Source organism: Nitrosomonas ureae (assembly GCF_900108305.1).
Taxonomy (GTDB): domain Bacteria; phylum Pseudomonadota; class Gammaproteobacteria; order Burkholderiales; family Nitrosomonadaceae; genus Nitrosomonas; species Nitrosomonas ureae_B.
Genome location: NZ_FNUX01000022.1, coordinates 1 through 22,423 on the forward strand (window position 1 = coordinate 1; position 22,423 = coordinate 22,423).

Annotated in this window: 19 protein-coding genes and 1 other RNA gene; 12 read left to right on the forward strand and 8 right to left on the reverse strand. The window is 46.9% G+C overall.

Translation table 11 applies throughout. The annotated features are described in order from the left end of the window. The 4 genes from C4S39_RS15540 to C4S39_RS11380 form a co-directional block, all read left to right on the forward strand. Positions 1-208, forward strand: a 208-nt coding sequence (locus C4S39_RS15540; RefSeq protein WP_219817950.1) for a hypothetical protein, incomplete at its 5' end; no start/stop codon positions are given. A 13-nt stretch (positions 209-221) separates the two neighbouring features. Then, entirely contained in the window at positions 222-1,415 is a 1,194-nt protein-coding gene (locus tag C4S39_RS11370) for a restriction endonuclease subunit S (protein ID WP_103967114.1), read from the forward strand. A gap of 11 nt (positions 1,416-1,426) precedes the next feature. Further along, positions 1,427-2,434: a virulence RhuM family protein gene (locus tag C4S39_RS11375; RefSeq protein ID WP_103967115.1), complete on the forward strand. Its 1,008-nt coding sequence runs from the start codon at positions 1,427-1,429 to the stop codon at positions 2,432-2,434. Next, positions 2,431-5,292, forward strand: a complete 2,862-nt coding sequence (locus C4S39_RS11380; RefSeq protein ID WP_103967116.1) for a type I restriction endonuclease subunit R — start codon at positions 2,431-2,433, stop codon at positions 5,290-5,292. Before C4S39_RS11375 ends, C4S39_RS11380 begins: the two co-directional genes overlap by 4 nt. 193 nt (positions 5,293-5,485) lie before the next feature. On the opposite strand, the gene C4S39_RS11385 is transcribed toward C4S39_RS11380, so the two are convergent. Continuing rightward, a complete protein-coding gene (locus C4S39_RS11385; RefSeq protein ID WP_103967117.1) occupies positions 5,486-6,820 on the reverse strand; it encodes a DUF3422 family protein in 1,335 nt (444 codons plus the stop codon). A 169-nt stretch (positions 6,821-6,989) separates the two neighbouring features. Here C4S39_RS11385 and bioA point away from each other — a divergent pair, with 169 nt between their 5' ends. Further along, a complete protein-coding gene (gene bioA / locus C4S39_RS11390; protein ID WP_103967118.1) occupies positions 6,990-8,327 on the forward strand; it encodes an adenosylmethionine--8-amino-7-oxononanoate transaminase in 1,338 nt (445 codons plus the stop codon). Positions 8,328-8,350: 23 nt separating this feature from the next. Continuing rightward, on the forward strand, positions 8,351-9,748 hold the full coding sequence (locus tag C4S39_RS11395) for an MBL fold metallo-hydrolase RNA specificity domain-containing protein (RefSeq protein ID WP_103967119.1): 1,398 nt from the start codon (positions 8,351-8,353) through the stop codon (positions 9,746-9,748). 71 nt (positions 9,749-9,819) lie between these two features. Here the strand turns inward: C4S39_RS11395 and C4S39_RS11400 are convergent, their stop codons facing one another. After that, a complete protein-coding gene (locus C4S39_RS11400; RefSeq protein WP_103967120.1) occupies positions 9,820-11,961 on the reverse strand; it encodes an FAD-dependent oxidoreductase in 2,142 nt (713 codons plus the stop codon). Positions 11,962-12,356: 395 nt separating this feature from the next. On the opposite strand from C4S39_RS11400, the gene C4S39_RS15865 reads away from it, so the two are divergent. Then, positions 12,357-12,491 (forward strand): hypothetical protein, encoded by a 135-nt coding sequence (locus C4S39_RS15865; RefSeq protein WP_258039418.1) that lies wholly within the window; start codon positions 12,357-12,359, stop codon positions 12,489-12,491. 46 nt (positions 12,492-12,537) lie between these two features. On the opposite strand, the gene C4S39_RS11410 is transcribed toward C4S39_RS15865, so the two are convergent. After that, positions 12,538-13,242, reverse strand: a complete 705-nt coding sequence (locus tag C4S39_RS11410) for an MIP/aquaporin family protein (protein WP_103967121.1) — start codon at positions 13,240-13,242, stop codon at positions 12,538-12,540. 154 nt (positions 13,243-13,396) lie between these two features. Between C4S39_RS11410 and C4S39_RS15870 the strand changes: the two genes are divergently transcribed. Next, complete coding sequence (locus C4S39_RS15870) at positions 13,397-13,528, forward strand: hypothetical protein (protein ID WP_258039419.1); 132 nt, start codon at positions 13,397-13,399, stop codon at positions 13,526-13,528. Between the two features lie 85 nt (positions 13,529-13,613). Here the strand turns inward: C4S39_RS15870 and C4S39_RS11415 are convergent, their stop codons facing one another. From C4S39_RS11415 to aroG, 3 genes are all read right to left on the reverse strand, one after another. After that, a complete protein-coding gene (locus C4S39_RS11415) occupies positions 13,614-14,489 on the reverse strand; it encodes a hypothetical protein (RefSeq protein ID WP_103967122.1) in 876 nt (291 codons plus the stop codon). 220 nt (positions 14,490-14,709) lie between these two features. Further along, positions 14,710-15,291 carry a PEP-CTERM sorting domain-containing protein gene (locus C4S39_RS11420; protein ID WP_103967123.1) on the reverse strand — a complete coding sequence of 194 codons (582 nt, stop codon included), beginning with the start codon at positions 15,289-15,291 and terminating at the stop codon, positions 14,710-14,712. 249 nt (positions 15,292-15,540) lie between these two features. Further along, on the reverse strand, positions 15,541-16,599 hold the full coding sequence (aroG, locus tag C4S39_RS11425; RefSeq protein WP_103967124.1) for a 3-deoxy-7-phosphoheptulonate synthase AroG: 1,059 nt from the start codon (positions 16,597-16,599) through the stop codon (positions 15,541-15,543). A 414-nt stretch (positions 16,600-17,013) separates the two neighbouring features. Here aroG and C4S39_RS11430 point away from each other — a divergent pair, with 414 nt between their 5' ends. Next, the gene (locus C4S39_RS11430; RefSeq protein ID WP_103967125.1) at positions 17,014-18,468 is read left to right on the forward strand and encodes a mannose-1-phosphate guanylyltransferase/mannose-6-phosphate isomerase; all 1,455 of its coding nucleotides are present in this window, start codon (positions 17,014-17,016) and stop codon (positions 18,466-18,468) included. 36 nt (positions 18,469-18,504) lie between these two features. On the opposite strand, the gene C4S39_RS11435 is transcribed toward C4S39_RS11430, so the two are convergent. Beyond that, positions 18,505-20,013 carry a TM0106 family RecB-like putative nuclease gene (locus C4S39_RS11435; protein WP_258039420.1) on the reverse strand — a complete coding sequence of 503 codons (1,509 nt, stop codon included), beginning with the start codon at positions 20,011-20,013 and terminating at the stop codon, positions 18,505-18,507. Beyond that, positions 20,004-20,183: a hypothetical protein gene (locus tag C4S39_RS15160; RefSeq protein ID WP_146059766.1), complete on the reverse strand. Its 180-nt coding sequence runs from the start codon at positions 20,181-20,183 to the stop codon at positions 20,004-20,006. Before C4S39_RS15160 ends, C4S39_RS11435 begins: the two co-directional genes overlap by 10 nt. A gap of 39 nt (positions 20,184-20,222) precedes the next feature. On the opposite strand from C4S39_RS15160, the gene ffs reads away from it, so the two are divergent. The 3 genes from ffs to C4S39_RS11450 all read left to right on the forward strand — a co-directional run bounded on the left by ffs (position 20,223) and on the right by C4S39_RS11450 (position 22,333). Then, positions 20,223-20,321: signal recognition particle sRNA small type (gene ffs / locus C4S39_RS11440), an RNA gene on the forward strand. 82 nt (positions 20,322-20,403) lie between these two features. Next, a complete protein-coding gene (gene dnaX / locus C4S39_RS11445; RefSeq protein WP_103967126.1) occupies positions 20,404-22,020 on the forward strand; it encodes a DNA polymerase III subunit gamma/tau in 1,617 nt (538 codons plus the stop codon). Continuing rightward, complete coding sequence (locus tag C4S39_RS11450; RefSeq protein ID WP_103967145.1) at positions 22,010-22,333, forward strand: YbaB/EbfC family nucleoid-associated protein; 324 nt, start codon at positions 22,010-22,012, stop codon at positions 22,331-22,333. Before dnaX ends, C4S39_RS11450 begins: the two co-directional genes overlap by 11 nt. Positions 22,334-22,423: the final 90 nt, after the last annotated feature.

Below are 22,423 nucleotides of genomic sequence, written 5' to 3' on the forward strand. Positions count from 1 at the left end.
CAGAGTTGGAAAGAGCGTATTATTCGCAACTGAAAGTGTCAGGCATCACAGCTTGACTCAAACTAACGAGTCTCCGGAAAAATCGGGGCGGTTCATCTTAACGCCATTGCCGAACAACTCAAGGCATTGGATCAACAAAGCCAACAGACGGATGCGACCATTGCGGCATTTTGTCAGGAATTGGGGATTGCAGTTCCGTTTGCGCTAAGTGGGAAATGAGCATGAATGTGCCAAAGCTGCGGTTTAAAGAGTTTGATGATGAATGGAATAAATTCTTACTAAGCTCTATTGCTGAAAAAATTCAAGATGGGACACATTTTTCACCCGAAGTTTGTGCATCAGGTCAGTTTCTTTATATCACATCAAAAAATGTGAAGAATGGATACTTAGATTTATCCACTGCCTTGTATGTGTCTGAGAAATCACATAATGAAATTTATAAAAGGTGCGACGTTAAACAAGGAGACGTTTTAATAACTAAAGATGGAACAATTGGACAAGTTTGTGTAAATTCATTGAGCGAACCGTTTAGCATGCTTTCCAGCGTAGCTTTCATAAGAACAAAAGAAAAATTCAATAATCATTTTCTTTACCATTTATTACTGTCACCAAATGGGCAAAAAGAAATTATCAAATCAATAGCCGGGCAAGCATTGCAGCGGATAACACTAACAAAACTCAATAATTTTAGTTATTCTTTTCCTACTTCTTTCGAGCAAACCAAAATTGCCAACTTCCTCACAGCGATTGATGAAAAAATCACCCAGCTCACGCAAAAATATGACTTATTAAAGCAATATAAAAAAGGTGTCATGCAGCAGATTTTCAGCCAGAAGCTGCGGTTTAAGGATGAGGATGGGCGGGAGTTTCCGGAGTGGGAGGAAAGAGAATTAAAAGATATTGCACACATTAATCCTAAAACAGATTCGCTCCCTGACGAGTTTGTTTATATAGATTTAGAAAGTGTAGAAAAAGGCATGCTTTTAAAAGAAACTACAATTTCTAAAGATATAGCCCCAAGTAGAGCGCAACGTTTACTTAGAAGAGAAGATGTCTTATTTCAAATGGTGCGACCATACCAAAAAAATAATTTATTCTTCGATAAAACAGGTAACTATGTTGCATCAACAGGTTATGCACAGATTCAAGCATATGAAGATTCACGTTTTTTATATCATTGTCTTCATTTAGATGATTTTATTGCTGAAGTAATGAATCGCTGTACAGGTACAAGTTACCCAGCTATTAATTCGAGCGATCTGGCGTCAATTACAGTGCAAGTACCTTCTAGAGAAGAACAAACCAAAATCGCCAATTTCCTCACCGCCATCGACGACAAGATCACCCACACCCAAACCCAGCTTGATGCCGTGAAGCTTTACAAGAAAGGTTTGCTACAGCAGATGTTTGTGTAAAGGATTGAAGAATGGAAGAAAAAAACATCATCATTTATAACACCCAGGATGGCAAAACATCGGTGTCGCTTTTAACCAAAGATGGCACGGTATGGATGAACCAAAGCCAGCTTGCTGAACTTTTTGCCACCTCAGTGCCAAACATTAGCACTCATGTATCTAACATACTGGAAGATAAAGAATTAATTGAAGATTCAGTTGTTAAGGATTATTTAACAACTGCCGCCGATGGCAAAAAGTATTCGGTTACGTATTATGCGCTTGAAATGATTTTGGCGATTGGCTTCCGGGTGCGTAGCAAACGCGGCACTCAGTTTAGACAGTGGGCGAATCGCAACCTAAAAGAGTACATGGTTAAAGGCTTTGTGATGGATGACGAACGCCTGAAAAACCCGGATGGCAGACCCGATTATTTTGATGAGCTGTTAGCCAGAATTCGGGATATACGCGCTTCTGAGAAGCGGTTTTACCAAAAGGTGAGAGATTTGTTTGCGCTCAGCAGCGATTACGATGCGACTGACAAAGCCACACAAATGTTTTTTGCCGATACTCAAAATAAATTACTGTTTGCAATTACCCAAAAAACCGCTGCGGAACTGATTGTAAGCCGTGCCAATGAAAACCAGCCCAATATGGCACTCAAGAGCTGGAAAGGTTCTGTTGTTAGGAAGCAGGATATTTACATCGCCAAAAATTACCTTACCGAAGATGAACTTGATAGCCTGAATCGTTTTGTCACGGTATTTCTAGAAACGGCAGAATTGCGCGCCAAAAACCGCCAGGATATTACTATGGATTTTTGGCGTGAAAATATCGACCGTATTATTGAGTTTAACGATAAAAAACTGTTGAGCCATAAAGGCACTGTCAGTAATGCGCAAATGAAAAAAATGGTTGAAGCGATGTATGAAGCCTTTGATGGCAAGCGCAAAACATTGGAAGCCATAGAAGCCGATGAACAGGATCTGAATGAGCTTGAGCAATTAGAAGAAAGTGTTAAATCAAGAAAGACAACATGACCACCCAATCCGAGTTTGCCCTTGAACAAAGCCTGATTGAACAGCTTCAACGCATGGAATATGCGCGTGTGCGCATTGATCATGAAGGCGCGATGCTCGCCAATCTGAAGCGCCAGCTCGAAATCCATAACGACAATATCCAGCTTACCCAGCCTGAATTTGATCGAATACTAAATCACCTGAACACCGGCACCGTGGTGGAACGCGCTCGCATATTGCGTGATAAGTTTGCGCTTAAACGTGAATCTGACAATGGAAAACCTGCTGAAACGATTTATATCAGTTTCTTGAATTGCGATGACTGGTGCATGAATGAATTTCAAGTAACCAATCAAATCAACATGTCAGCCAAGCGTAACAACCGCTATGACGTGACCATCCTGATCAATGGCTTGCCGTTGGTGCAGATCGAACTCAAACGACGGGGTGCTGAGCTGAAAGTGGCGTTTAATCAGGTTAACCGCTATCAGCACGAATCGTATGATGCCGGGGCCGGATTATTTCAGTATGTGCAGCTCTTCATCATCAGCAATGGTGTAAACACCAAGTATTTCGCCAACAACAAATATCAATCGTTTGAACAGACCTTTTTCTGGACGGATAAAGAGAACAACCGCTTATCCGATTTGTGTGAGTTTGCCGCTACGTTCCTGAAGCCTTGCCATGTGGCCAAGATGATCACGCATTACACCGTGATTACCGAGGAAGGCATATTGAAGATATTACGCCCGTATCAGTTTTACGCCACGGAAGCGCTGGTGGATCGCGTCAAGAACAGCAACGACAATGCGTATATCTGGCACACCACCGGATCGGGCAAGACGCTGACTTCGTTCAAAGCCAGCCAGATCATCATGCGCCTGCCCAAGGTGCATAAAGTGCTGTTTGTGGTCGACCGCAAAGATCTGGATTACCAAACCACGCGGGAATTCAATGCGTTTGCCAAAGGCAGCGTGGATGCCACCACCGATACGCACAACCTGGTGAAACAACTTAACGACGACACCACCAGGCTGATTGTCACCACGTTGCAGAAACTCAATAATGCACTGATCAAATCCCAATACCTGGAAAGAATTTCGCACTTGCAAGATAAAAAGTTCGTGTTTATTTTTGATGAATGCCACCGCAGCCAGTTTGGCGAAACGCACCAGAACATCAAACGATTCTTCAGTAATGCGCAGATGTTCGGTTTTACCGGTACGCCGATCTTTGCCGATAACGCCAGCAATGGGATTGGTCAGATCAGAACCACCAGGGATTTATTTGGTGAGTGTTTGCATAAATATGTGATCGTCGATGCCATCAAGGATGAAAACGTGCTGCGCTTTGCGGTGGAATATGTCAGCAAATATCAATACAAGGACAGCGCCAATCAACTGGATATTGAAGTCGAGGCGATCAATAAACAGGAATTACTCGATAGCCCCTATAGACTGGAGAAGATCACCGATTATATTCTGGCTTATCACGCGCAGAAAACCAAAACACCCAGCTTTACCGCCATGTTTTGCGTCAGCAGCATCGACAACCTGATTCAGTATTACACATTGTTCAAACAAAAACAGGCAGGAATGGCACGCCCGCTTAAAATCGCCACCATCTTCAGCTATACCGCCAATGAAGCCAGCCCCTTGGCCAATGGCATGATCCCGGAAGAATCGCCCGATGTGCCCGGTAATGCACGCATCAACCAAAGCAGCCGGGATAAGCTGGATGAATTCATTGATGATTACAATGCCCTGTTTGGCACCAAATACAGCACTAACGACAATCAATCGTTCTATAACTATTACCAGGACATTGCCAAACGGGTGCGCAGTGGTGAGATTGATATCCTGCTGGTGGTGAATATGTTTCTGACCGGATTTGACAGTCCGCGCTTAAATACGCTGTATGTCGATAAGAATCTCAGATTTCACGGATTGGTGCAGACATTCTCACGCACTAACCGCATTTTGAATGAGAAGAAATCACAGGGTAATATCGTTTGTTTCAGGAACCTGAAAGCCGCTACCGATGAAGCCATTGCGCTGTTCTCGAACAAGGACGCAAAAGAAACGGTATTGCTGGAACCGTATAACAATTATGTGGAGAAATTCAACAAAGCCACCGAAGAATTATTGGCCATTGCGCCTACGGTTGCCAGCGTGGATGTCTTGCCCGATGAGAAAGCGGAGCTGGCATTTGTCACCAAATTCAGGGAATTGCTGCGTATTAAGAACATCCTCACCACCTTTGCCGACTTTGACCCTGCGAACCTGAATCTGGAACCGCAGCAGTTTGAAGACTACAAAAGCAAATACCTGGATATTCACGATAAGGTAAAAAAACACGCTGATCCCGATAAAGTTTCCATTCTGGAAGATGTCGACTTTGAGTTGAGCCTGATCCACCGCGATGAGATCAATGTGGCTTATATCCTCAATCTGCTGGTGAGTTTGAACAAGCTAAACCCCATTGATGCCAAAAAGCGGCAAAAAGAAATCATTGATCTGGTAGCCGGTGAAATTCAATTGCGCAGCAAACGCGCATTGATTGAAGCCTTCATTGAAGAAAATCTCCCCAAACTCAAACCGGATGAAAACGTCATTCAGGCATTCGAGAATTATTGGACAGCCAACAAGAAAGAAGCATTCAGCCGGTTATGCACAGACGAAAACCTGTCACCACAAGAACTGGAAAAGATACTGAACCACTACACTTTCGCCAATCGATTGCCGCGCGATCAGGAAATCGTCGACTCCCTCACCTTTAAACCCAGGATATTGGAACGCAAGCCAATCATCGAGCGGGTGGCTGATAAGATTAAGGTATTTATTGATACGTTTGTTGAGGGAATGGGCGGCAGTGTTTGAGGGCGTGATCTATTTACTTTCTGCCGGTTGGATCGACTTAATGGGTTTTGGTAGATTTATGAAAACTGGCAATTGAAGAAATATTATAGTTTGTATCAGGCATTGGACATGGACAAAAGGTACTGGGAGCAAATATTTAATGCGCGGGTAATTTAAACCCCGTTAGAATTCCAGGGATCAGGTCAGGGCTTAGCTAAGGCAGCTTAAAAAATTTGTCGTGAATGCGGCGTGTGGCACGCCAGACCAACCACACGACAACAGGAATCATCAATCCGGTCAGCAGCTCAGGTTGTATCGGTAAGCCGGCCGCTTTGCCTGCCTTCGCCAGATACAGCAACAGACTGATGACGTAATACGAGATCGCTGCAATCGATAAGCCTTCCACTGTGCTTTGTAAGCGCAATTGCAGTTCCTGGCCACGGGTAAGCTTTTCCAATAACTGCTGATTCTGGGTTTCCGCCTGGATATCAACGCGCGTGCGCAGCAAGGCGCTGGTTCGTGATACGCGCGCGGAAAGATAGCTCATGCGCTGTGCCGTCGCATCCACTGTCGCTATCGCCGGAGAAAGCCGCCGTTGCATGAATTCTCCGATGGTTGGAGTACCTGGTATGGCTTTTTCCCTAAGTTCGCTAATACGTTGTATCACCAGCTTGTTATACGCTTGTGTCGCTGCGAAACGATAGCCATGTTCAACCGTGGCGCGCTCAATGCGTGCCGCCAGAAAGATCAGCGTATCGAGAAGCTCCTGATCAGAGCTGGCTTTATTCTCGAGCTGCGCGGTAATGTCCGATAATTGCTGTTCTGCACTGGTTAACTCGGGAATGAGCCGCTTAGCGAACGGTAATCCTTTTAGCGCCATTAACCGGTAAGTTTCAATTTCAAGCAGGCGCTGCGCAACACGCCCAGCGCGTGTCTCGGATGCATCAGCCGACATAATCACCAGCATGCGCTCAAAACCACTTGGACGCAGCCTAAAATCCGTCACTGCAAGCGAATATCCATCCCTGCCCATCAGCGACGCCACCACGCGATTACCGCAAAACCAGTTGCGCGCTTGCTCAAGCGTTTTGCCCGCTTGACTCAGCTCACCTTCCATCATCGCCAATTTGATAGCCGCAAAGGTTCTTCCAGGAATTCCAGCCAGCCATCCTTGCGGTAACGCAATATAAGCCAGTAGTTCAGGATCTATCGCGCCCAGTTGGACAGTTTCAGGCAAATGCTGTAATAACGCATAGCGTGTAAACTCCGTATGACGCTCCCACCTCAAAACATAATCCTGCAGGTACAATTGTAAAAAATTATTCTGCAATTGCTCCGGCATTAGAGCCTGTTGCCCGGGGAGGCGGCGCAAATGCTCACATTCCTGTTCGCGTGTAATACCCGCATTGATTACAACCACATAGATCACCAATGCGGGTAACTGGATGCGCTGACTGGGACGGGCATGCACTTCATTATGCAACAGTATGCGTTGCGCATCGTTACCAGGCAGTAAATTGGATGAGGGGATATTAATTTCTGGGTCCATACCTGCCAACACAAGGAATTTTATTGGAAAGGCCGAATGTACCAAGGATCCGGCATCAGGTCAAAAATGCCCAGAAATGGCGCCTCATAGTCTACAATGGTCATTGACGATCATCGAAAATATTAGCAACAATCTCCAGGAATTCTCGCACTCCGGTTAACACATTGATATGACGAAAACTAATCCCGATACGCCTATAGCTCCATCGCATCTGCAACAACGAAGTCTTGAAACTGTATGGCATCCATGCACGCAGATGAAACAACTCGAAACCTATCCGCTTATTCCAGTGATCAGCGGAAAAGGCGTATGGCTCCATGCCGCGGATGGCAATTGCTATCTGGATGCAATCAGTTCCTGGTGGGTCAATCTCTTTGGTCACAGCAATGCTTATATCAATGCCGCGATTCGTGATCAGCTCGAGAAAATAGAACATGTCATGCTGGCAGGCTTTACCCATGAGCCGGTTGTGGCGCTATCGGAACGGTTGAAAAACATGGCTCCGGGAACACTCGGGCATTGTTTCTACGCCAGCGATGGCGCTTCAGCAATTGAAATCGCATTGAAAATGAGCTTTCACTACTGGCTTTTGCGCGGACAGCCGCAGAAAAATCGTTTTATCAGTTTGCAAAACGATTATCACGGTGAAACCTTGGGCGCATTATCAGTTACCGACGTAGCCATTTTCAAGCAAACCTACGCGCCATTATTAAATCCATGCGTACATGTTCCCACTCCCGATTGGCGCTATGCCGAGCCCGGCGAATCAGCGCAGGATTACGCCATTCGCGCTGCCGCCGCTCTGGAGCGGCATGTCGCGGAAAACCACGCGCAAATCGCCGCACTCATTCTTGAGCCGCTGGTTCAAGGCGCGACCGGTATGGGCATGTATCATCCGGTTTATTTGCAGCGCGCGCGGGAAATATGCCATCAATACCAAATACATATGATTGCTGACGAAATTGCGGTCGGTTTTGGTCGAACGGGCACCCTGTTTGCTTGCAATCAGGCTGACATCGCCCCGGATTTCCTATGCTTGTCGAAGGGCCTGAGCGGCGGTTATCTGCCGCTGTCGGTCGTCATGACCACCGATACGGTTTATCAGGCTTTCTACGATGACAAAATAGCCCATTCATTTCTGCATTCGCACTCGCATAGCGGCAATGCTTTGGCCTGCCGCGCAGCTTTAGCCACGTTGGATATTTTTGAACAGAATCAAATCATTGATGCCAACAAAATCAAAGCAGCGTATCTGAATAAAATTGCAGCCCCGCTCGCAGCTCATCCCAAAGTCATCGACTTCCGCAACTGCGGCATGATTTGGGCTTTTGAAGTTGAAACGGAGGATGCGGATTTTGCTGCAACGTGTTTCCAAGCCGGGTTGAAACAAAAATTATTGTTGCGTCCCTTGGGAAAAACCATTTATTTCATGCCGCCCTACATCATTAATGAACAGGAAATGGACTTGCTGATTAATGGTACGCTGCAAATATTGGATACACTCTAACCCACCGATAAAAAATATATATCATGCAACTGACTTTCTTAGGTGCGGCTGGAGAAGTCACTGGCTCCAGTTATCTCGTTGAGACTGGAGCCGTAAAATTTCTGGTCGATTGCGGTATGTTTCAGGGCGGACGGGAAGCGGACAAAAAAAACCGCACCGCTTTTAAATTTGACCCTGAAACAATTGACTTCGTATTATTGACTCACGCCCATATCGATCATTCCGGATTATTGCCGCGGTTGAGCGCGTGGGGCTTCCGGGGGCCGGTATACTGCACCGTGGCGACCGCCGATTTACTCCACGTCATGCTCAAGGATAGCGCCTATATTCAGGAGAAAGAAATCGAATGGCGCAATAAATCACGCCGCCGCAGTCGATTTCCCCAAGATCTCGCCCCGCTTTATACAGTGACGCAAGCAGAAGCTCTGCTGAAGCAATTGCATCGTATCGATTACAATATCGAAATTAGCCCTCATCCCGCAATACGGTGTTGCTTTCGCGATGCCGGACATATTCTTGGCTCTTCCATCATCGAGGTTTGGATAAAACAACCTGCCGGATATAAGAAAATTGTATTTTCCGGCGATCTCGGACAACCCGGACATCCGGTTGTACGGGACCCTGCGATTATCCGCCAAGCCGATGTTCTGTTAATTGAATCCACCTACGGCAACCGGCTGCATCGCACCATGACCGATACACTGGATGAGTTGGTGCATGCAGTTAACGATACCCTGATTCAAAAAGGCGGCAACGTCATCATTCCGGCATTTACAGTGGGACGCACTCAGGACATTCTGTTTCTGCTGGTTGATCTCTATCGGCAAGGCAGGCTTGAGGACATGGAAATTTATGTGGATTCACCAATGGCGCGGGCAGCCACTGAAATCACGCTGCAGCATCTTGCCGTGCTTGATCAGGAATCCGCCAATGCATTGCAATGGATAAGCGATAGCGCCCAAAAACCCCGGATACATTTTGTGCAGGACATTGAGGAATCGATGCAGCTCAATCACATAAAACGCGGCATCATCATCATTTCAGCCAGCGGCATGTGCGACGCCGGACGTATCAAACACCACCTCAAATACAATCTGGGCCGACCTGAATGCAGCATTCTGATTACCGGCTTTCAAGCCGCGCGAACCTTGGGCAGGCGACTCGTGGATGGCGCCAGGCAAGTTAATATTTTTGGTCAGGAAGTTCGTGTCAGGGCAACCATTTATACCATCGGCGGCCTCTCCGCGCATGCCGATCAGGCTGATTTACTCAATTGGCTTGGACACTTCCAGAAAATGCCCGAAAAGATTTACGTTGTGCATGGAGAACTCAGCAATTCCGCTGCCCTGGTCGATGCGATTCAACAAAAACTTAATTGGACGGCCAGCATCCCGGAGTATTTGTCTGAAGTTACACTTTAAATCTAAAAATTAACCAGAACAATCAACCGAATCTAACTTATACAAAAATAATTTCTCCTTTTATCATCCTGTTAGGTGACTTTCCCTCTTCTCTTCGCATGATACTTCTCCACCCATTTCATCAGCCATCGCGGCACATGCGCGCGCTTCCATTCCCCCGCCGCATATTTATTGGCTTCCGACCAAGTAGGATAGGTGTGGATGGTGCCTAGAATTTTGTTTAAGCCCAAGCCGTGCTTCATCGCCAAGACAAATTCCGCCAGTAAATCGCTGGCGTGAGCGCCAACGATACAGACGCCGAGAATGCGATCCCTGTCCGGTACGGTCAGCACTTTGACAAAGCCATGCGCGGCTTCATCGGCGATTGCGCGATCCAGATCCTGCAGATTAAAACGCGTCACTTCGTAAGCGATACCGCGCTGTTTCGCTTCATTCTCCGATAATCCGACACGCGCGACTTCAGGATCGGTAAAAGTTGTCCATGGAATCACCGAATAATCGGCCTTGAACCGCTTGATAGCGCCAAACAATGCATTGACCGACGCATACCATGCTTGATGGGCAGCCGTGTGGGTGAATTGATACGGCCCGGCAACATCACCGCAAGCATAAATATTCGGATAAATGGTCTGCAACCAGGCATTGGTTTCAATGATGTGCTGAGGCGATACCGGAACACCAAGCTCTTCCAGTCCGAAGCCTTCGGTGCGTGCTGTTCGCCCGACGGCACAGAGCAGCGCATCAAACGGCAATTCCCTTTCCTCGCCATCTGAACTACGCACCACTAAATACTGGGCATCACCCTCTTTTTCGCAACTTAGTGTTTCAGCGTGCGTCAGTATCTTCACGCCATCGGCTTGCAATGCAGTTTTTATCAACGCTACCGCATCGGTATCTTCACGTGGCAACAAATCGCTGCGGACAATCTGCGTCACACGGCAATCCAAACGCGCAAAGGCTTGCGCCAGTTCGCAGCCAATCGGCCCGCCACCCAATACGATCAAACGTTGCGGCCGCTGCGTCAGTGACCAGATAGTGTCGGAAGTGTAATAGCGTACCGCTTCCAATCCGGGAATTTGCGGCACAATCGGGCGTGCACCGGTCGCAATGACGATGGCACGCGTGGTCAGTGTTTTCCCATTGACCTCCACCGACCACGGTGAAACGATGGTTGCTTTGCCTTGCAATACCTCCACGCCGAGGCGCGTGTAGCGTTCAATTGAATCATGCGGTTCAACGGTCCTGACCACACGCTGAATACGCGCCATCACATCGGCAAAATCATAATCCACATCGACCTGGTGAATTCCCAATGACCTGGCATTCTTCGTTTGCTGCAAAAAAGTCGCGGTACGAATCAAAGCCTTCGATGGAACGCAGCCATAATTCAAGCAATCGCCCCCCATCTTGTGGCTTTCGATCAACGTTACTTTGGCGCGCGTAGCGGCGGCCATATATGCGCTCATCAATCCGGCGGCACCAGCGCCGATCACAATTAAATTTCTGTCAAAATGTGCGGGCTTGGGCCAGCGCGCATACAGCCGCCGGGTTTTAACCTGCTCGATGGCCCAACGAGTCAGCCAGGGGAACAGCGCCAGCACAGTAAATGAAATAATCAGTGCTGGCGACATTACATCCGACATCTGCGTGATTGCCGCCAGCTGAGTACCCGCGTTGATATACACGACTGTTCCAGCAAACATCCCCACCAGGCTGACCCAGAAATAAGTGATGCTGGGCAGCGTGGTCAATCCCATCAATAAATTGATTAAAAAAAATGGAAAAATCGGCGCCAAGCGCAAAGTAAATAAATAGAATACGCCATCCCGCTCCAGGCCTCTGTTGATTGTTTCCAGATGCCCGCCGAAACGGCGCTGCACGGTATCGCGCAATACATAACGTGCCATCCAGAACGCCAATGTGGCACCAATCGCAGCAGAGACCAATACCACCGGCACCCCGACCCATATTCCGAACACGGCGCCGCCAGCCAATGTCATTATTGTTGCGCCGGGAAATGATAATGCAGCCAGCACAATATAGATTGCCGAGAAAATGCTGATCACCAGAAACGGTTTTGTTTGATAGGCCTGTTGTAATTCTTCATGCTGACCCTTGAGCATTTCCAGGGTAAAAAAACGCTCCAGGTCAAAACCAAAAAATAACATCATCAGCAGGCCAAGCAGAACCAGTATCCACCCGCGGTGTTTCATATTTTTCCTTTTTTGATACTGTGCTATTCAAATTTCTTATGAAGTTATCCTCTTACACCATTTATATACGCAAGTGTCAGCTCATGGCTGGGCGATTCGAAGATATGCCGGCTGCGGATCACAATTATTAATCCATTGGTTGCAATTCATATCATGATCTTCCTGCGATGCAGACTATGGGAAAATCTCATGGCCAGAATATTAATGCATAATAACAAACTGACCAACACTGGCGCTGAAGCATAAGCCGACATGTCACCGCCGGGCATATTCATGGACAAAATCGAAATATACAATGCTACTGAACGTCCTATTCCCAATAGGATCCCGGCAGCCGAAAGTATCAAATCAACAAGCGTGTTTGCAAAGCCTGGCTAAGGAAAGGAATGAACTGCATGAAGAAACGGAATCTCCGATTCAACTTGAGAATGAATCCGGCGATTCAGCAGCATGGCAAGCCGGCAATGGTCGGCGCAGGATGCGCCGGAATCATCGAAAAAACCGGCATAACAATGCATGGACTGGGCTAAGCGCAGCCCAGCCCAGCCCAGCCCAGAATTACACTTCAACAAAACTTCACAGCAACGAATACACTACAGCGGCAAGCAATCCACCGATAATACCACCCACTACCGGCACATAAGCATAACCCCAATCACTATCGCGTTTGTTGGTCATCGGGAGGATCGCGTGCATGATGCGCGGACCCAGATCACGTGCCGGATTGACTGCAAAACCGGTAGGTCCGCCCAGTGATAGGCCGATACCAAACAGCAGCAGAGCAACCGGCAATGCATCCAACGCACCCAGGCTTGCATGCGGTGAGACAATCATCATGATGCCAAACACTAGCATGAAGGTACCGACCGCTTCAGTGATGATATTATTGAGTGGGCTTCTGATCGCCGGCCCGGTGCAAAATGCCGCCAACTGCATATCGGGGTCGGTGGTTGCGTCAAAATGCTGACGATAGGTAATCCATACTATCAAAGCACCCAGCATGGCGCCCAGCATTTGCCCTGCTGCATAAATGGGTATGTCGTTCCATGCGAATTTGCCTGCCGCAGCGAGACCGATACTGACCGCAGGGTTTAAATGCGCTCCACTGGAAGCAGCTACCGCATAGACCGCCACGAAAAGCGCAATTCCCCAACCGGCTGCAATAGTTAGCCATCCGGCATTATTGCCCTTGGATTTATTCAGCACGACGTTAGCAACTACGCCGTTACCCAACAACACTAAAATGAAAGTACCAATTAATTCGCCAAGAAAAGGAGTCATTGTTATCACCTCACTATTGAGTTGAACTTCGGAGAACCTTCGCGGAAAGGAAAAAGATTAATAGGTGGATTTTTCTTCATAAAAACTTTCTGTCCCTTCCGGAATGGTGAATTGATTATCACACAAAATGTGCGAGTGAGATATTCCGGCTGGATTGACCCTGTCGGCCTGGATTAATATTCCAATAGGCGGGTTAGTGCATTACAGTCAGACCGAGCGGGAAGCCATGACGATCGGCGAAGATGTGTTGCCGTCGCGCGAAGACACCGGCAATAGTGTTATTTAAAGAAAGTGCGCCAGGATGCGGCGCACTTTGATTGCTGAATTGCTGTCACACAGGATCGTAACAATAACTGCTGACCTTCAATCCTCTACTGATTTGAACCCTGAGGTTCAAAAATGCCATCATTGTTGATCCAGAATTCACCAGTCACCGCATTGTAGATCGAAGCCGCATCGGTGGCGAAGCAATCAGGCACAACCACATTAGTGGATGTAGTATTCAGGCTCATCGTAACCGGGGGGGTAACAATGATTCCTGGTATGCCTTCGAATCCGCTGCTCTGCGCAGTGATATCAAAACACACATTGGAATTAATGATCAAATTGGCTGTATCGGCTGGAATATGCACAGTGCAATGCTTGCTGGTGGAAAACCCATTCGCAAAAGATTGAAATGGATTGGGAATACCGGGAGTGTCTGGCATCGAAATTCCGTTAATTGACGATGAGTTAGTCGTCGAAGTCGTCAGCGCGGAAATTCCTGTTGCGGTTGGCTGTTGCGGTGTTGAGCAAAAATTGTTACTGTTGGGCAATGTGACGCAAGCCCCTCCCGTACTGATGTTGACGACATTACCACTTTGCGTATAAGTCATTCCGGGAGGTGCATCCGAAGTATCACACCCCGGAATGCTTGTGTTTCCGCCGCTATTGATGATTTGCGCAATTAATTCCTCCAGCCCCGCGATCCGGGTAGGAGTGGATCCATAAGGCCCGCCTAATACGTAAGCACTATTATCCCCCCTGTTCACTCCCGCATAAATGCCGGTCTCCGGATAGAATCGATATATCCATGGATCTATGTTTTGTGTCACTTGGTGGCTTGGAAAAAGATCCCGATAGGTATTTTCAGCCCAATTCAGCAGTGTTTCAGTATCGCCATTGATATCGGCCGACGCAAAATGCGCACTCCCCATCAAGGTAACCGTGCAAGTGGACAGAATAAATTGCTTGATTGATTGTTTCATGAATAATCCCCCTAGTTTGTCATCGCAGTATGTATGTTTTTAAAAGCATATCACAACTCGAATTGACTCTGAATGCAGCCTGAAGGTATTTTTATGCAATCCTTGATACCCTCTTCTCCAATTCGAGAAAGATCAGCTTTCAGGTAAAGAAAAAAGACAATCCAAAGTAAAATAATCCCGCCAAATGGTGAGGCTGTTTTATGGTAGTTAAATTTTCCGGTTATACATTTCGCTTTTTCTGGCATGCCACCAGGCTAAGCAGTCCCAATCCGGCCAGCAGCATCGCATACGTTTCCGGTTCCGGAATTGCAGCCGCAAGGGTATTGAATGCCACGCCGCCAAAGATAGCGAAATCGCCCCGGGTTGAATTGGGATTGTGCGGACCAAGTTGCACTACTCTTAAAGAATGCGCCAAAGAATCCGGTCCTGCCGTCATCAGGACTCTATTGCCGGTTTGATATCTATCGTAAGCACCCGTATCAATGTCATCGACGAAAAACCTTGCAAAACCATCGTTATGATCTCTTGCCATAACAAAACCAATTCTATTGCTGGCAACCGGGAATGTTGTGGTTACCTGACTTGTTTCGCGAATGCCCAGTTCTCCTCTACCAGTACCATCACTTGAAGTTTTCGATTCAATTCCACCATATCCGGCATTTTTATATTCAACAACTGCATTTCCATTGATATGTAATGGATTGCCGCTCTTTTCCGCTGTCTCTAGCGGTATCCAGTCAATCGTTAAGGCTGATACGTGCGAACTGATCAACAGCAGCGTAATTACCAGTATTCGTATCACTTTTCACCTCCTATCACAGATTCTGTGCCAATTAATATCAAGTAGTTATAATTTCTGCATTATCGGTGCGCGCAGATAGCCTTGATTCTTGGAATAAAGGGGTGATTCTTCCTCAAATACCGGAATGATCAGTATGAAGATAAGATAGTGAGAACCTCAAAGGTGCGATTGCAGCCTCTGCAACAATGCTATTTTACAGCCCGGAATATCAATAGCCGGCCACAGGTAATCATGCGCTATGGCAAAAGATTATTTTCTGCGTTTTTCTACTGCCTCGGCGAGCTGATGCAGTACTTGTTCGGTCGTATCAAAACCAATACAACCATCCGTAATACTTTGCCCATAAACCAATTCCTCGCGTTTCTTTCCGTCAGCTTTTTGGTAGCCCTCAACCAAATGACTTTCGATCATCACACCGCAGATGGCACGGGTTCCATTAGCAATCTGTCCGGCCACATTAGAAGCCACCTCTGTCTGACGACGGAAATCTTTGTGACTATTGGCATGACTGAAATCAATCATTAATTGCGGTGATAGCTTGGCTTTTTCTAGCGCTTCGACTGCGGAAGCGAGGCTATCGGCATCATAGTTCGGTTTACGTCCGCCGCGCAGAATAATGTGACAATCCTCATTCCCTTTGGTAGCAAAAATAGCGGTGTGCCCTTCTTTGGTAACCGAAAGAAAATGATGCGGACGAGAAGCTGCGCTGATCGCATCAATCGCAACATTTAAATTGCCATACGTGCCATTCTTAAAGCCTATCGGACAGGATACGCCGGAAGCCAATTCGCGATGACCCTGGCTTTCGGTGGTGCGTGCACCGATGGCCCCCCAGCTGATCAGATCCGATAAGTATTGCGGACTAACCAGATCAAGATACTCGGTTGCGGAAGGCATGCCAATCGTGTTTAAATCCAGCAACAAACGACGTGCCATTCTGAGTCCCTTATTGATATGGAAGCTGTTATCCAAATCAGGATCATTGATTAACCCTTTCCAGCCGATGGTTGTGCGCGGTTTTTCGAAATACACGCGCATCACGATATGCAACTGTTGCTTCAGCACTTCGCGCAAATGCTTTAAGCGTGCCGCATACTCCAACGCTGCATTGACATCGTGAATGGAACAAGGTCCAACCACGACCAGCAATCTATCATCTTCACCATGTAAAATCTGATGAGTCGCCTGCCGCGCTGCGTAAACGGTTTCAGTTGCGATGTCCGTCATGGGATATTCGCGATGGAGCTCTACTGGCGGAGTAAGCTCGTGAACACCGATAATGCGCAAATCATCGGTCTGGTATTTCATAGAAAAATCCTTTTTAGTGACCTATCATATTGAAAAGCAAAAATTCATGTTGTAACAAACAGCGCAACGCAAGAAAACAGCGCATATTTTAACCTAAGCGGAGGATTTCTTCAGAACATGCATTATTTTATTTGAGAGATCTCAATATATTCCATCTCGCTCCAAATAACGCTTGTTAAGCGCTCTTATAAGTACAAGTCTTTCAAGCCAACCCATCACGAATTACTGGAACATGTCATGACTATGAGCATCGTCAAGGTCGAAAAATTGCTTGCCAAAAACACCATACCCGCGCGTAATCGTGTTACGCTTTTTATTTGCGGCAGACTTGACAGACCGGATCCACTGGCCCTAATAAGTTGGGGATCTGGTTTGTATTGCGTCATAAACTCCAATACTAAAAATGCTTGAAAAATGAACCTGAATATTCACCCCATTATCCTCTCCGGCGGTAGCGGCACCCGGCTGTGGCCATTGTCCCGGGCCAATTATCCCAAACAGTTGCTCCCGCTCGTGGGTAAGGAAACCATGTTGCAAGTCACCCTTGGCCGGGCTGCAAGATTGCAGAATGTGCAAGCGCCGATATTGGTGTGTAATTCCGAGCATCGATTTCTGATTCAGGAGCAATGTGAAGCGATTAATATCAAACCGGAAGCAATCTATCTCGAATCAATCGGACGCAACACCGCACCGGCTATTGCGCTTGCGGCTTTTCATCTGACCCAGATTGACGAAAATGCCCTGATGCTCATTCTCCCTGCCGATCATGTCATCGATGATCAGGATGCGTTTGCGCAAGCTGTAGAAACAGCGAAAATCGCCGCTCAGGAAGAATATCTGGTAACTTTCGGCATTGCGCCCTCTTCGCCGGAAACCGGCTACGGTTATATTAAAACCGGTGATGCGATTGAATTTAAAGCACCATCCCTGCTCGCCGCTTACCGCATTCAATCCTTTTTTGAGAAGCCCAACCTGGAAACCGCAACCGCTTATCTACAGGAAGGAGGTTATATGTGGAATAGCGGGATGTTCGTTTTCACAGCCAAGAATTATTTGCAAGAACTGCAACGGCATCAACCGCACATTTTCACTGCCGTTCATCAAGCCTGGCTGGAAAGAACCACGGATCTTGGCTTTATTTTGCCGGATAAAGATGCGTTTACTGCTTCCCCATCGGATTCGATTGATTACGCGATCATGCAGGTAACCAGCCGTGCCGCTGTGGTGCCCGCACAGTTCGGCTGGAACGATGTCGGGTCCTGGGATTCTTTATGGAAAATCGCACCCAAGAATAGCGATGGCAATTTTGTCAGCGGCGATACCCTGGTACTGGATACCCAGAAAAGCTATATCCGCGCGGAAAACCGCCTGGTTACTGTCATCGGACTGGATGACATCATTGTGATCGAAACCGCCGACGCCGTGCTGGTCATGCACAAAAGCAAAACGCAACAATTGAAGAGTGCAATACAACATCTTGAATTCAATCAACGCAAGGAGCATCTCGAACATTTGCGCATCCATCGCCCGTGGGGCTGGTATGAAGGAATTGATAAAGGCGAGCGTTTTCAAGTCAAGCGTATCATGGTCAAGCCCGGTGAAAAACTATCCCTGCAAATGCATCACCATCGTGCCGAACACTGGGTTGTCGTCAGTGGCACCGCTAAAGTCATTGTGGAAAATAAGGAAACTTTGTTTACCGAAAATCAATCGACATACATCCCCTTGGGTAAAATGCATCGCTTGGAAAATCCCGGCAGGATTCCGCTGCATTTGATCGAAGTGCAATCCGGCAGCTATCTCGGAGAGGATGACATCTTAAGATTTGAAGATTCTTACGGTCGAATCATCTCGTCAGAACAAGAATAGAACTTAGGAATAGTTGATGTTGCGATCAGCTTTCAATCAACAAAACAAGCTTCTCAACCATAATTCCAGATTTCTCGTCGCGACCACGTCATCACGATTATAGCCAAGAATTTCAGTTTTCAATTTTTGCCTCTCACGCGAATTGGTTTCTAAGAGAAAACGATTAAATTGCACCACTGACCATTGCGATCCGGATTCTTTATTTTCCCATTGAAAGTTAACCAAGTCCGGATGTTTGCAAATATCCTTCAGACCATATCCCTGCAAGGGCAAAACCAGGCAATTCAGCACCGGATTCTGTATGTCAAACAAAGGACTATTCTGACCCAGCAACCACGTCACTGTGGTGTGGCTTTCCATAGCGTAGCGTTCGGCATACTTCCGGATAGTGGCTTTCTCGTGATTCGAATAATGTGCAAGCACTATCGAAGGATATAAGGAACGATACGCTTCAACCTTCTGCAGGAAACCTGACCAACCTTCGTAATCACTTGTTTCATCGTCAGTCCAGACATAATCAAAATTATCCTTGGTATACTCTGGTAACAGAAAACCCCATAGATACACATGACGCTCGCGATTTCTGGTTAGCGGATTATCTTCAATGTCAAAATGAATCCAGGTTCCCTCCGGCAGAACTGCTTTATCCAGTGGATATACCTTACCGCTCAGAAAAGATTGGGCTTGCAGGATAGCGCGGTTTTTTCTTTTACTGCCCTTGAGATAAGGTACATCGGGTACAGTTTCGATTGTACTCGCGGCCAGCTGGGAAATGGTCGAAATACCGGCATTCGTTAAAGCGTCAGCGGCTTTGCCATGAACGCCATAGAGCAACGAGATATCTTCACGCGCCTCAAATTCCGGACGGCAATGCGCCTCATAAGGACAAATACGGCATTTGCTGTGACTATAACGTACCGATGGTTGCTGTTTTAGCTCAAGCAAGGCTCTCATGCGGGTAATAAATTCGTCGACCAGCAATTCAACCTCGTCACCCAGCAATGCAGTACGGCCATCTCCAAGAAAAACCATGGCAGGCAATCCATTTCCCAGTAATCGCCGATAGATTCCCAATTGAATCTGAATTGCTTTTTTGTTTTCACTCAGTGAAAGCTTCGCATCTGCAGATTGGTATTGACCACTTTCCTGTCGAATCAGAAAATCAGGATAACCCACCAATCCTTGATGCTCATCCACAAGCCGTCCTTGATATATAACTGGAGCACCCTGTTGGATCAAAGCTTGCGTATGCTCGATGGATGTTGCTTGAGCTACTGGAAACTGATTTTTCAGTTTGGTCAGCATGGCTGCTTCATGCGCCAAACCACGATCACTCAGCAGCTGATTAAACGCATCGGGTTCATACGCAGTAGGTTGATGCTTATCCAGCCATACACGGCGGGAACAGGAGATCCATGCGGCGGCATCACTCGGTTTGATTAGTATTCGAGTAGATTGGTTGGTAGTCATGGCGCTATTCAAAAGCTCCAGAATAAAACCGCCTATTTTATCGGACTTAGCCGATGGGCATTGAGCTAAGTCCATAGCTCTTGCAATATTTTTCCGGATGCGCCAACCGCAATGACACCACGGACTTCAGAAGAAGTCATATTATTCATCTTGTCAGCTGGATAACTATTTTCATTCATCGCTTCATGATGAAATTCCGTAATACTGGCGAATACTTCGGCAATCAAATTGGAGTAATCCATCATCTGCTGGTATACTGCCCGCACTGTTTCAATAAGTTTTATGGCGGGCCTCCCCGCATTGCAAAGTAGTGAATCGGGTCAGGTCCGGAAGGAAGCAGCCACAGCTATTTATTGCGAGTGCCGGGGGTCTGGCTCGCCACCCGATGCAAATTGAAATTTTCATTTTTCTTTGTGCATTGCGGGCTGGTTTAATCGGATGCCATTCGCTTTTCAAATCTAACAAGTGTCTCAAACACAGGTCCTTGCGCGCACATGGCGCCCAAGAAATTTCACAGAACTGACTGGACAGGAACATGTAGTCAGAGCCTTGACTAATGCGCTTGAACAAAACAGGCTGCATCACGCCTACTTGCTGACCGGAACACGTGGTGTCGGCAAAACAACTATCGCCCGTATCCTGGCCAAATCCCTCAACTGTGAAACAGGTATAACCGCAACACCATGCGGCACTTGCGCGACATGCGTGCAAATTGATTCCGGAAGCTTCATTGATCTGATTGAATTGGATGCGGCTTCAAATACTCAAGTCGATAACATGCGCGAACTGCTGGAAAATGCGCTATATGCCCCTACCTGCGGTCGTTACAAGATTTATATCATTGACGAAGTACACATGCTCTCCAAGTCGGCGTTCAATGCCATGCTAAAAACGTTGGAAGAGCCGCCGGCGCATGTCAAATTCATACTCGCAACCACCGATCAGCAGAAAATTCCCATCACGGTCTTATCGCGTTGTTTGCAATTTAATCTGAAGCAAATTCCGCAAACCCAAATTACCGATCACTTGAAGAAAATACTGGCACAAGAAAAAATCCCGTGCGATATCATATCACTGCAGCTGGTCGCTCACGCGGCACAAGGCAGCATGCGGGATGCATTAAGCTTACTGGATCAAGCCATTGCTTTCGGGGCAGGTAAAATTGAAGAAGCCAGCGTACGGGATATGCTAGGTGTCATTGACCATAGCTACCTGTTTGATTTACTGGACGCCTTGGTACAGAAGAATGGCCTGAAATTATTATCATTGGCCGATGAAATGGAAGCGCAGTGCCTTTCATTCGATTACGCATTACAGGATCTGGCAGTTATCCTGCACCGTATCGCGCTGGCGCAAGCCGTCCCTCAAGCAATTGGCGAGGATATTCCCGGCTATGTTCGCATCAATGCACTGGCGAAAATGCTGATGCCCGACGATATTCAGTTATTTTATCAAATCACGCTGCACGGACGCGGTGATCTAAGTCTGGCACCCGATGAATATGCCGGTTTTACCATGACATTACTCCGCATGCTTACCTTCATGCCGGAGAATCTTGCAACACATCAACAATTGCCGCAAGTTCCCTCCAGAAGCGCCGGGCAATCCGTAAAAACCGGACAGGAATCGCAGCCCATCCCGAAGCATATGGCTCGGCCCGTACCGGCTGACAATTCCGATCTTACTTGGCCGCAACTGACTCAACGATTAAAGCTTGCAGGAATGGCTAAAATGCTGGCACAACATAGTGAAGCCAAAATTCTTTCAGCTGATAAAATAGAGCTCTGCGTGCCGGATGCGCATAAGCACCTGCTGGAAAAGAAATATCAGGATAAAATCCAGTTTGCACTGAATACTTTTTTTGGTAAACCTATCGTACTTGATTTTTTCGTGGGCAGTATTACAGGATTGACGCCTGCGGCAATACAACAGCGCACAGAAGAAGAAAAACAGGCACAAGCCATTACAGCAATGGAAAAAGATCCCGTTGTGCAAGAGCTGATCGAACAATTTGATGCCAAATTAATTATTCCTTCAATTAAACCCATTCAAAACAAAGGAGACAGCAATGATGAGAGGTAATCTGGGAAATATGATGAAACAAGCTCAAATGGTGCAGGAAAACATGCGTCAGATGCAGGAAAAACTCGCCACTATTGAAGTGGAAGGGCAATCCGGAGCGGGCATGGTCAAGGTCATTATGACCTGCCGTCATGATGTCAAAAGAGTCATCATTGATGACAGCCTTGTCGGTGACGATAAAGAAATGCTCGAAGATCTCGTTGCAGCAGCTTTTAATGATGCCGTGCGGCGCGTGGAAGCGACAACTCAGGAAAAAATGGCGGAACTGAGTAGCGGGTTAGGTTTACCTCCTGGCATTAAATTGCCTTTCTAAAGCAACTTCCCTCATTCTGATAATATAAGATAATTTTTTTACCTTATTAGAGTAATTCCTTTACCCATTCATTGAGTAGAATCAAATTAT

What these genes read in the sequence shown, in the direction of transcription:
- C4S39_RS11370 (WP_103967114.1), top strand. Translation starts at nt 222, where the DNA reads ATGAATGTGCCAAAGCTGCGGTTTAAAGAGTTTGATGATGAATGGAAT.
- C4S39_RS11375 (WP_103967115.1), top strand. Translation starts at nt 1,427, where the DNA reads ATGGAAGAAAAAAACATCATCATTTATAACACCCAGGATGGCAAAACA.
- C4S39_RS11380 (WP_103967116.1), top strand. Translation starts at nt 2,431, where the DNA reads ATGACCACCCAATCCGAGTTTGCCCTTGAACAAAGCCTGATTGAACAG.
- C4S39_RS11385 (WP_103967117.1), bottom strand. Translation starts at nt 6,820, where the DNA reads ATGGACCCAGAAATTAATATCCCCTCATCCAATTTACTGCCTGGTAAC.
- bioA (WP_103967118.1), top strand. Translation starts at nt 6,990, where the DNA reads ATGACGAAAACTAATCCCGATACGCCTATAGCTCCATCGCATCTGCAA.
- C4S39_RS11395 (WP_103967119.1), top strand. Translation starts at nt 8,351, where the DNA reads ATGCAACTGACTTTCTTAGGTGCGGCTGGAGAAGTCACTGGCTCCAGT.
- C4S39_RS11400 (WP_103967120.1), bottom strand. Translation starts at nt 11,961, where the DNA reads ATGAAACACCGCGGGTGGATACTGGTTCTGCTTGGCCTGCTGATGATG.
- C4S39_RS15865 (WP_258039418.1), top strand. Translation starts at nt 12,357, where the DNA reads ATGAAGAAACGGAATCTCCGATTCAACTTGAGAATGAATCCGGCGATT.
- C4S39_RS11410 (WP_103967121.1), bottom strand. Translation starts at nt 13,242, where the DNA reads ATGACTCCTTTTCTTGGCGAATTAATTGGTACTTTCATTTTAGTGTTG.
- C4S39_RS11415 (WP_103967122.1), bottom strand. Translation starts at nt 14,489, where the DNA reads ATGAAACAATCAATCAAGCAATTTATTCTGTCCACTTGCACGGTTACC.
- aroG (WP_103967124.1), bottom strand. Translation starts at nt 16,599, where the DNA reads ATGAAATACCAGACCGATGATTTGCGCATTATCGGTGTTCACGAGCTT.
- C4S39_RS11430 (WP_103967125.1), top strand. Translation starts at nt 17,014, where the DNA reads ATGAACCTGAATATTCACCCCATTATCCTCTCCGGCGGTAGCGGCACC.
- C4S39_RS11435 (WP_258039420.1), bottom strand. Translation starts at nt 20,013, where the DNA reads ATGGACTTAGCTCAATGCCCATCGGCTAAGTCCGATAAAATAGGCGGT.
- C4S39_RS15160 (WP_146059766.1), bottom strand. Translation starts at nt 20,183, where the DNA reads ATGATGGATTACTCCAATTTGATTGCCGAAGTATTCGCCAGTATTACG.
- C4S39_RS11450 (WP_103967145.1), top strand. Translation starts at nt 22,010, where the DNA reads ATGAGAGGTAATCTGGGAAATATGATGAAACAAGCTCAAATGGTGCAG.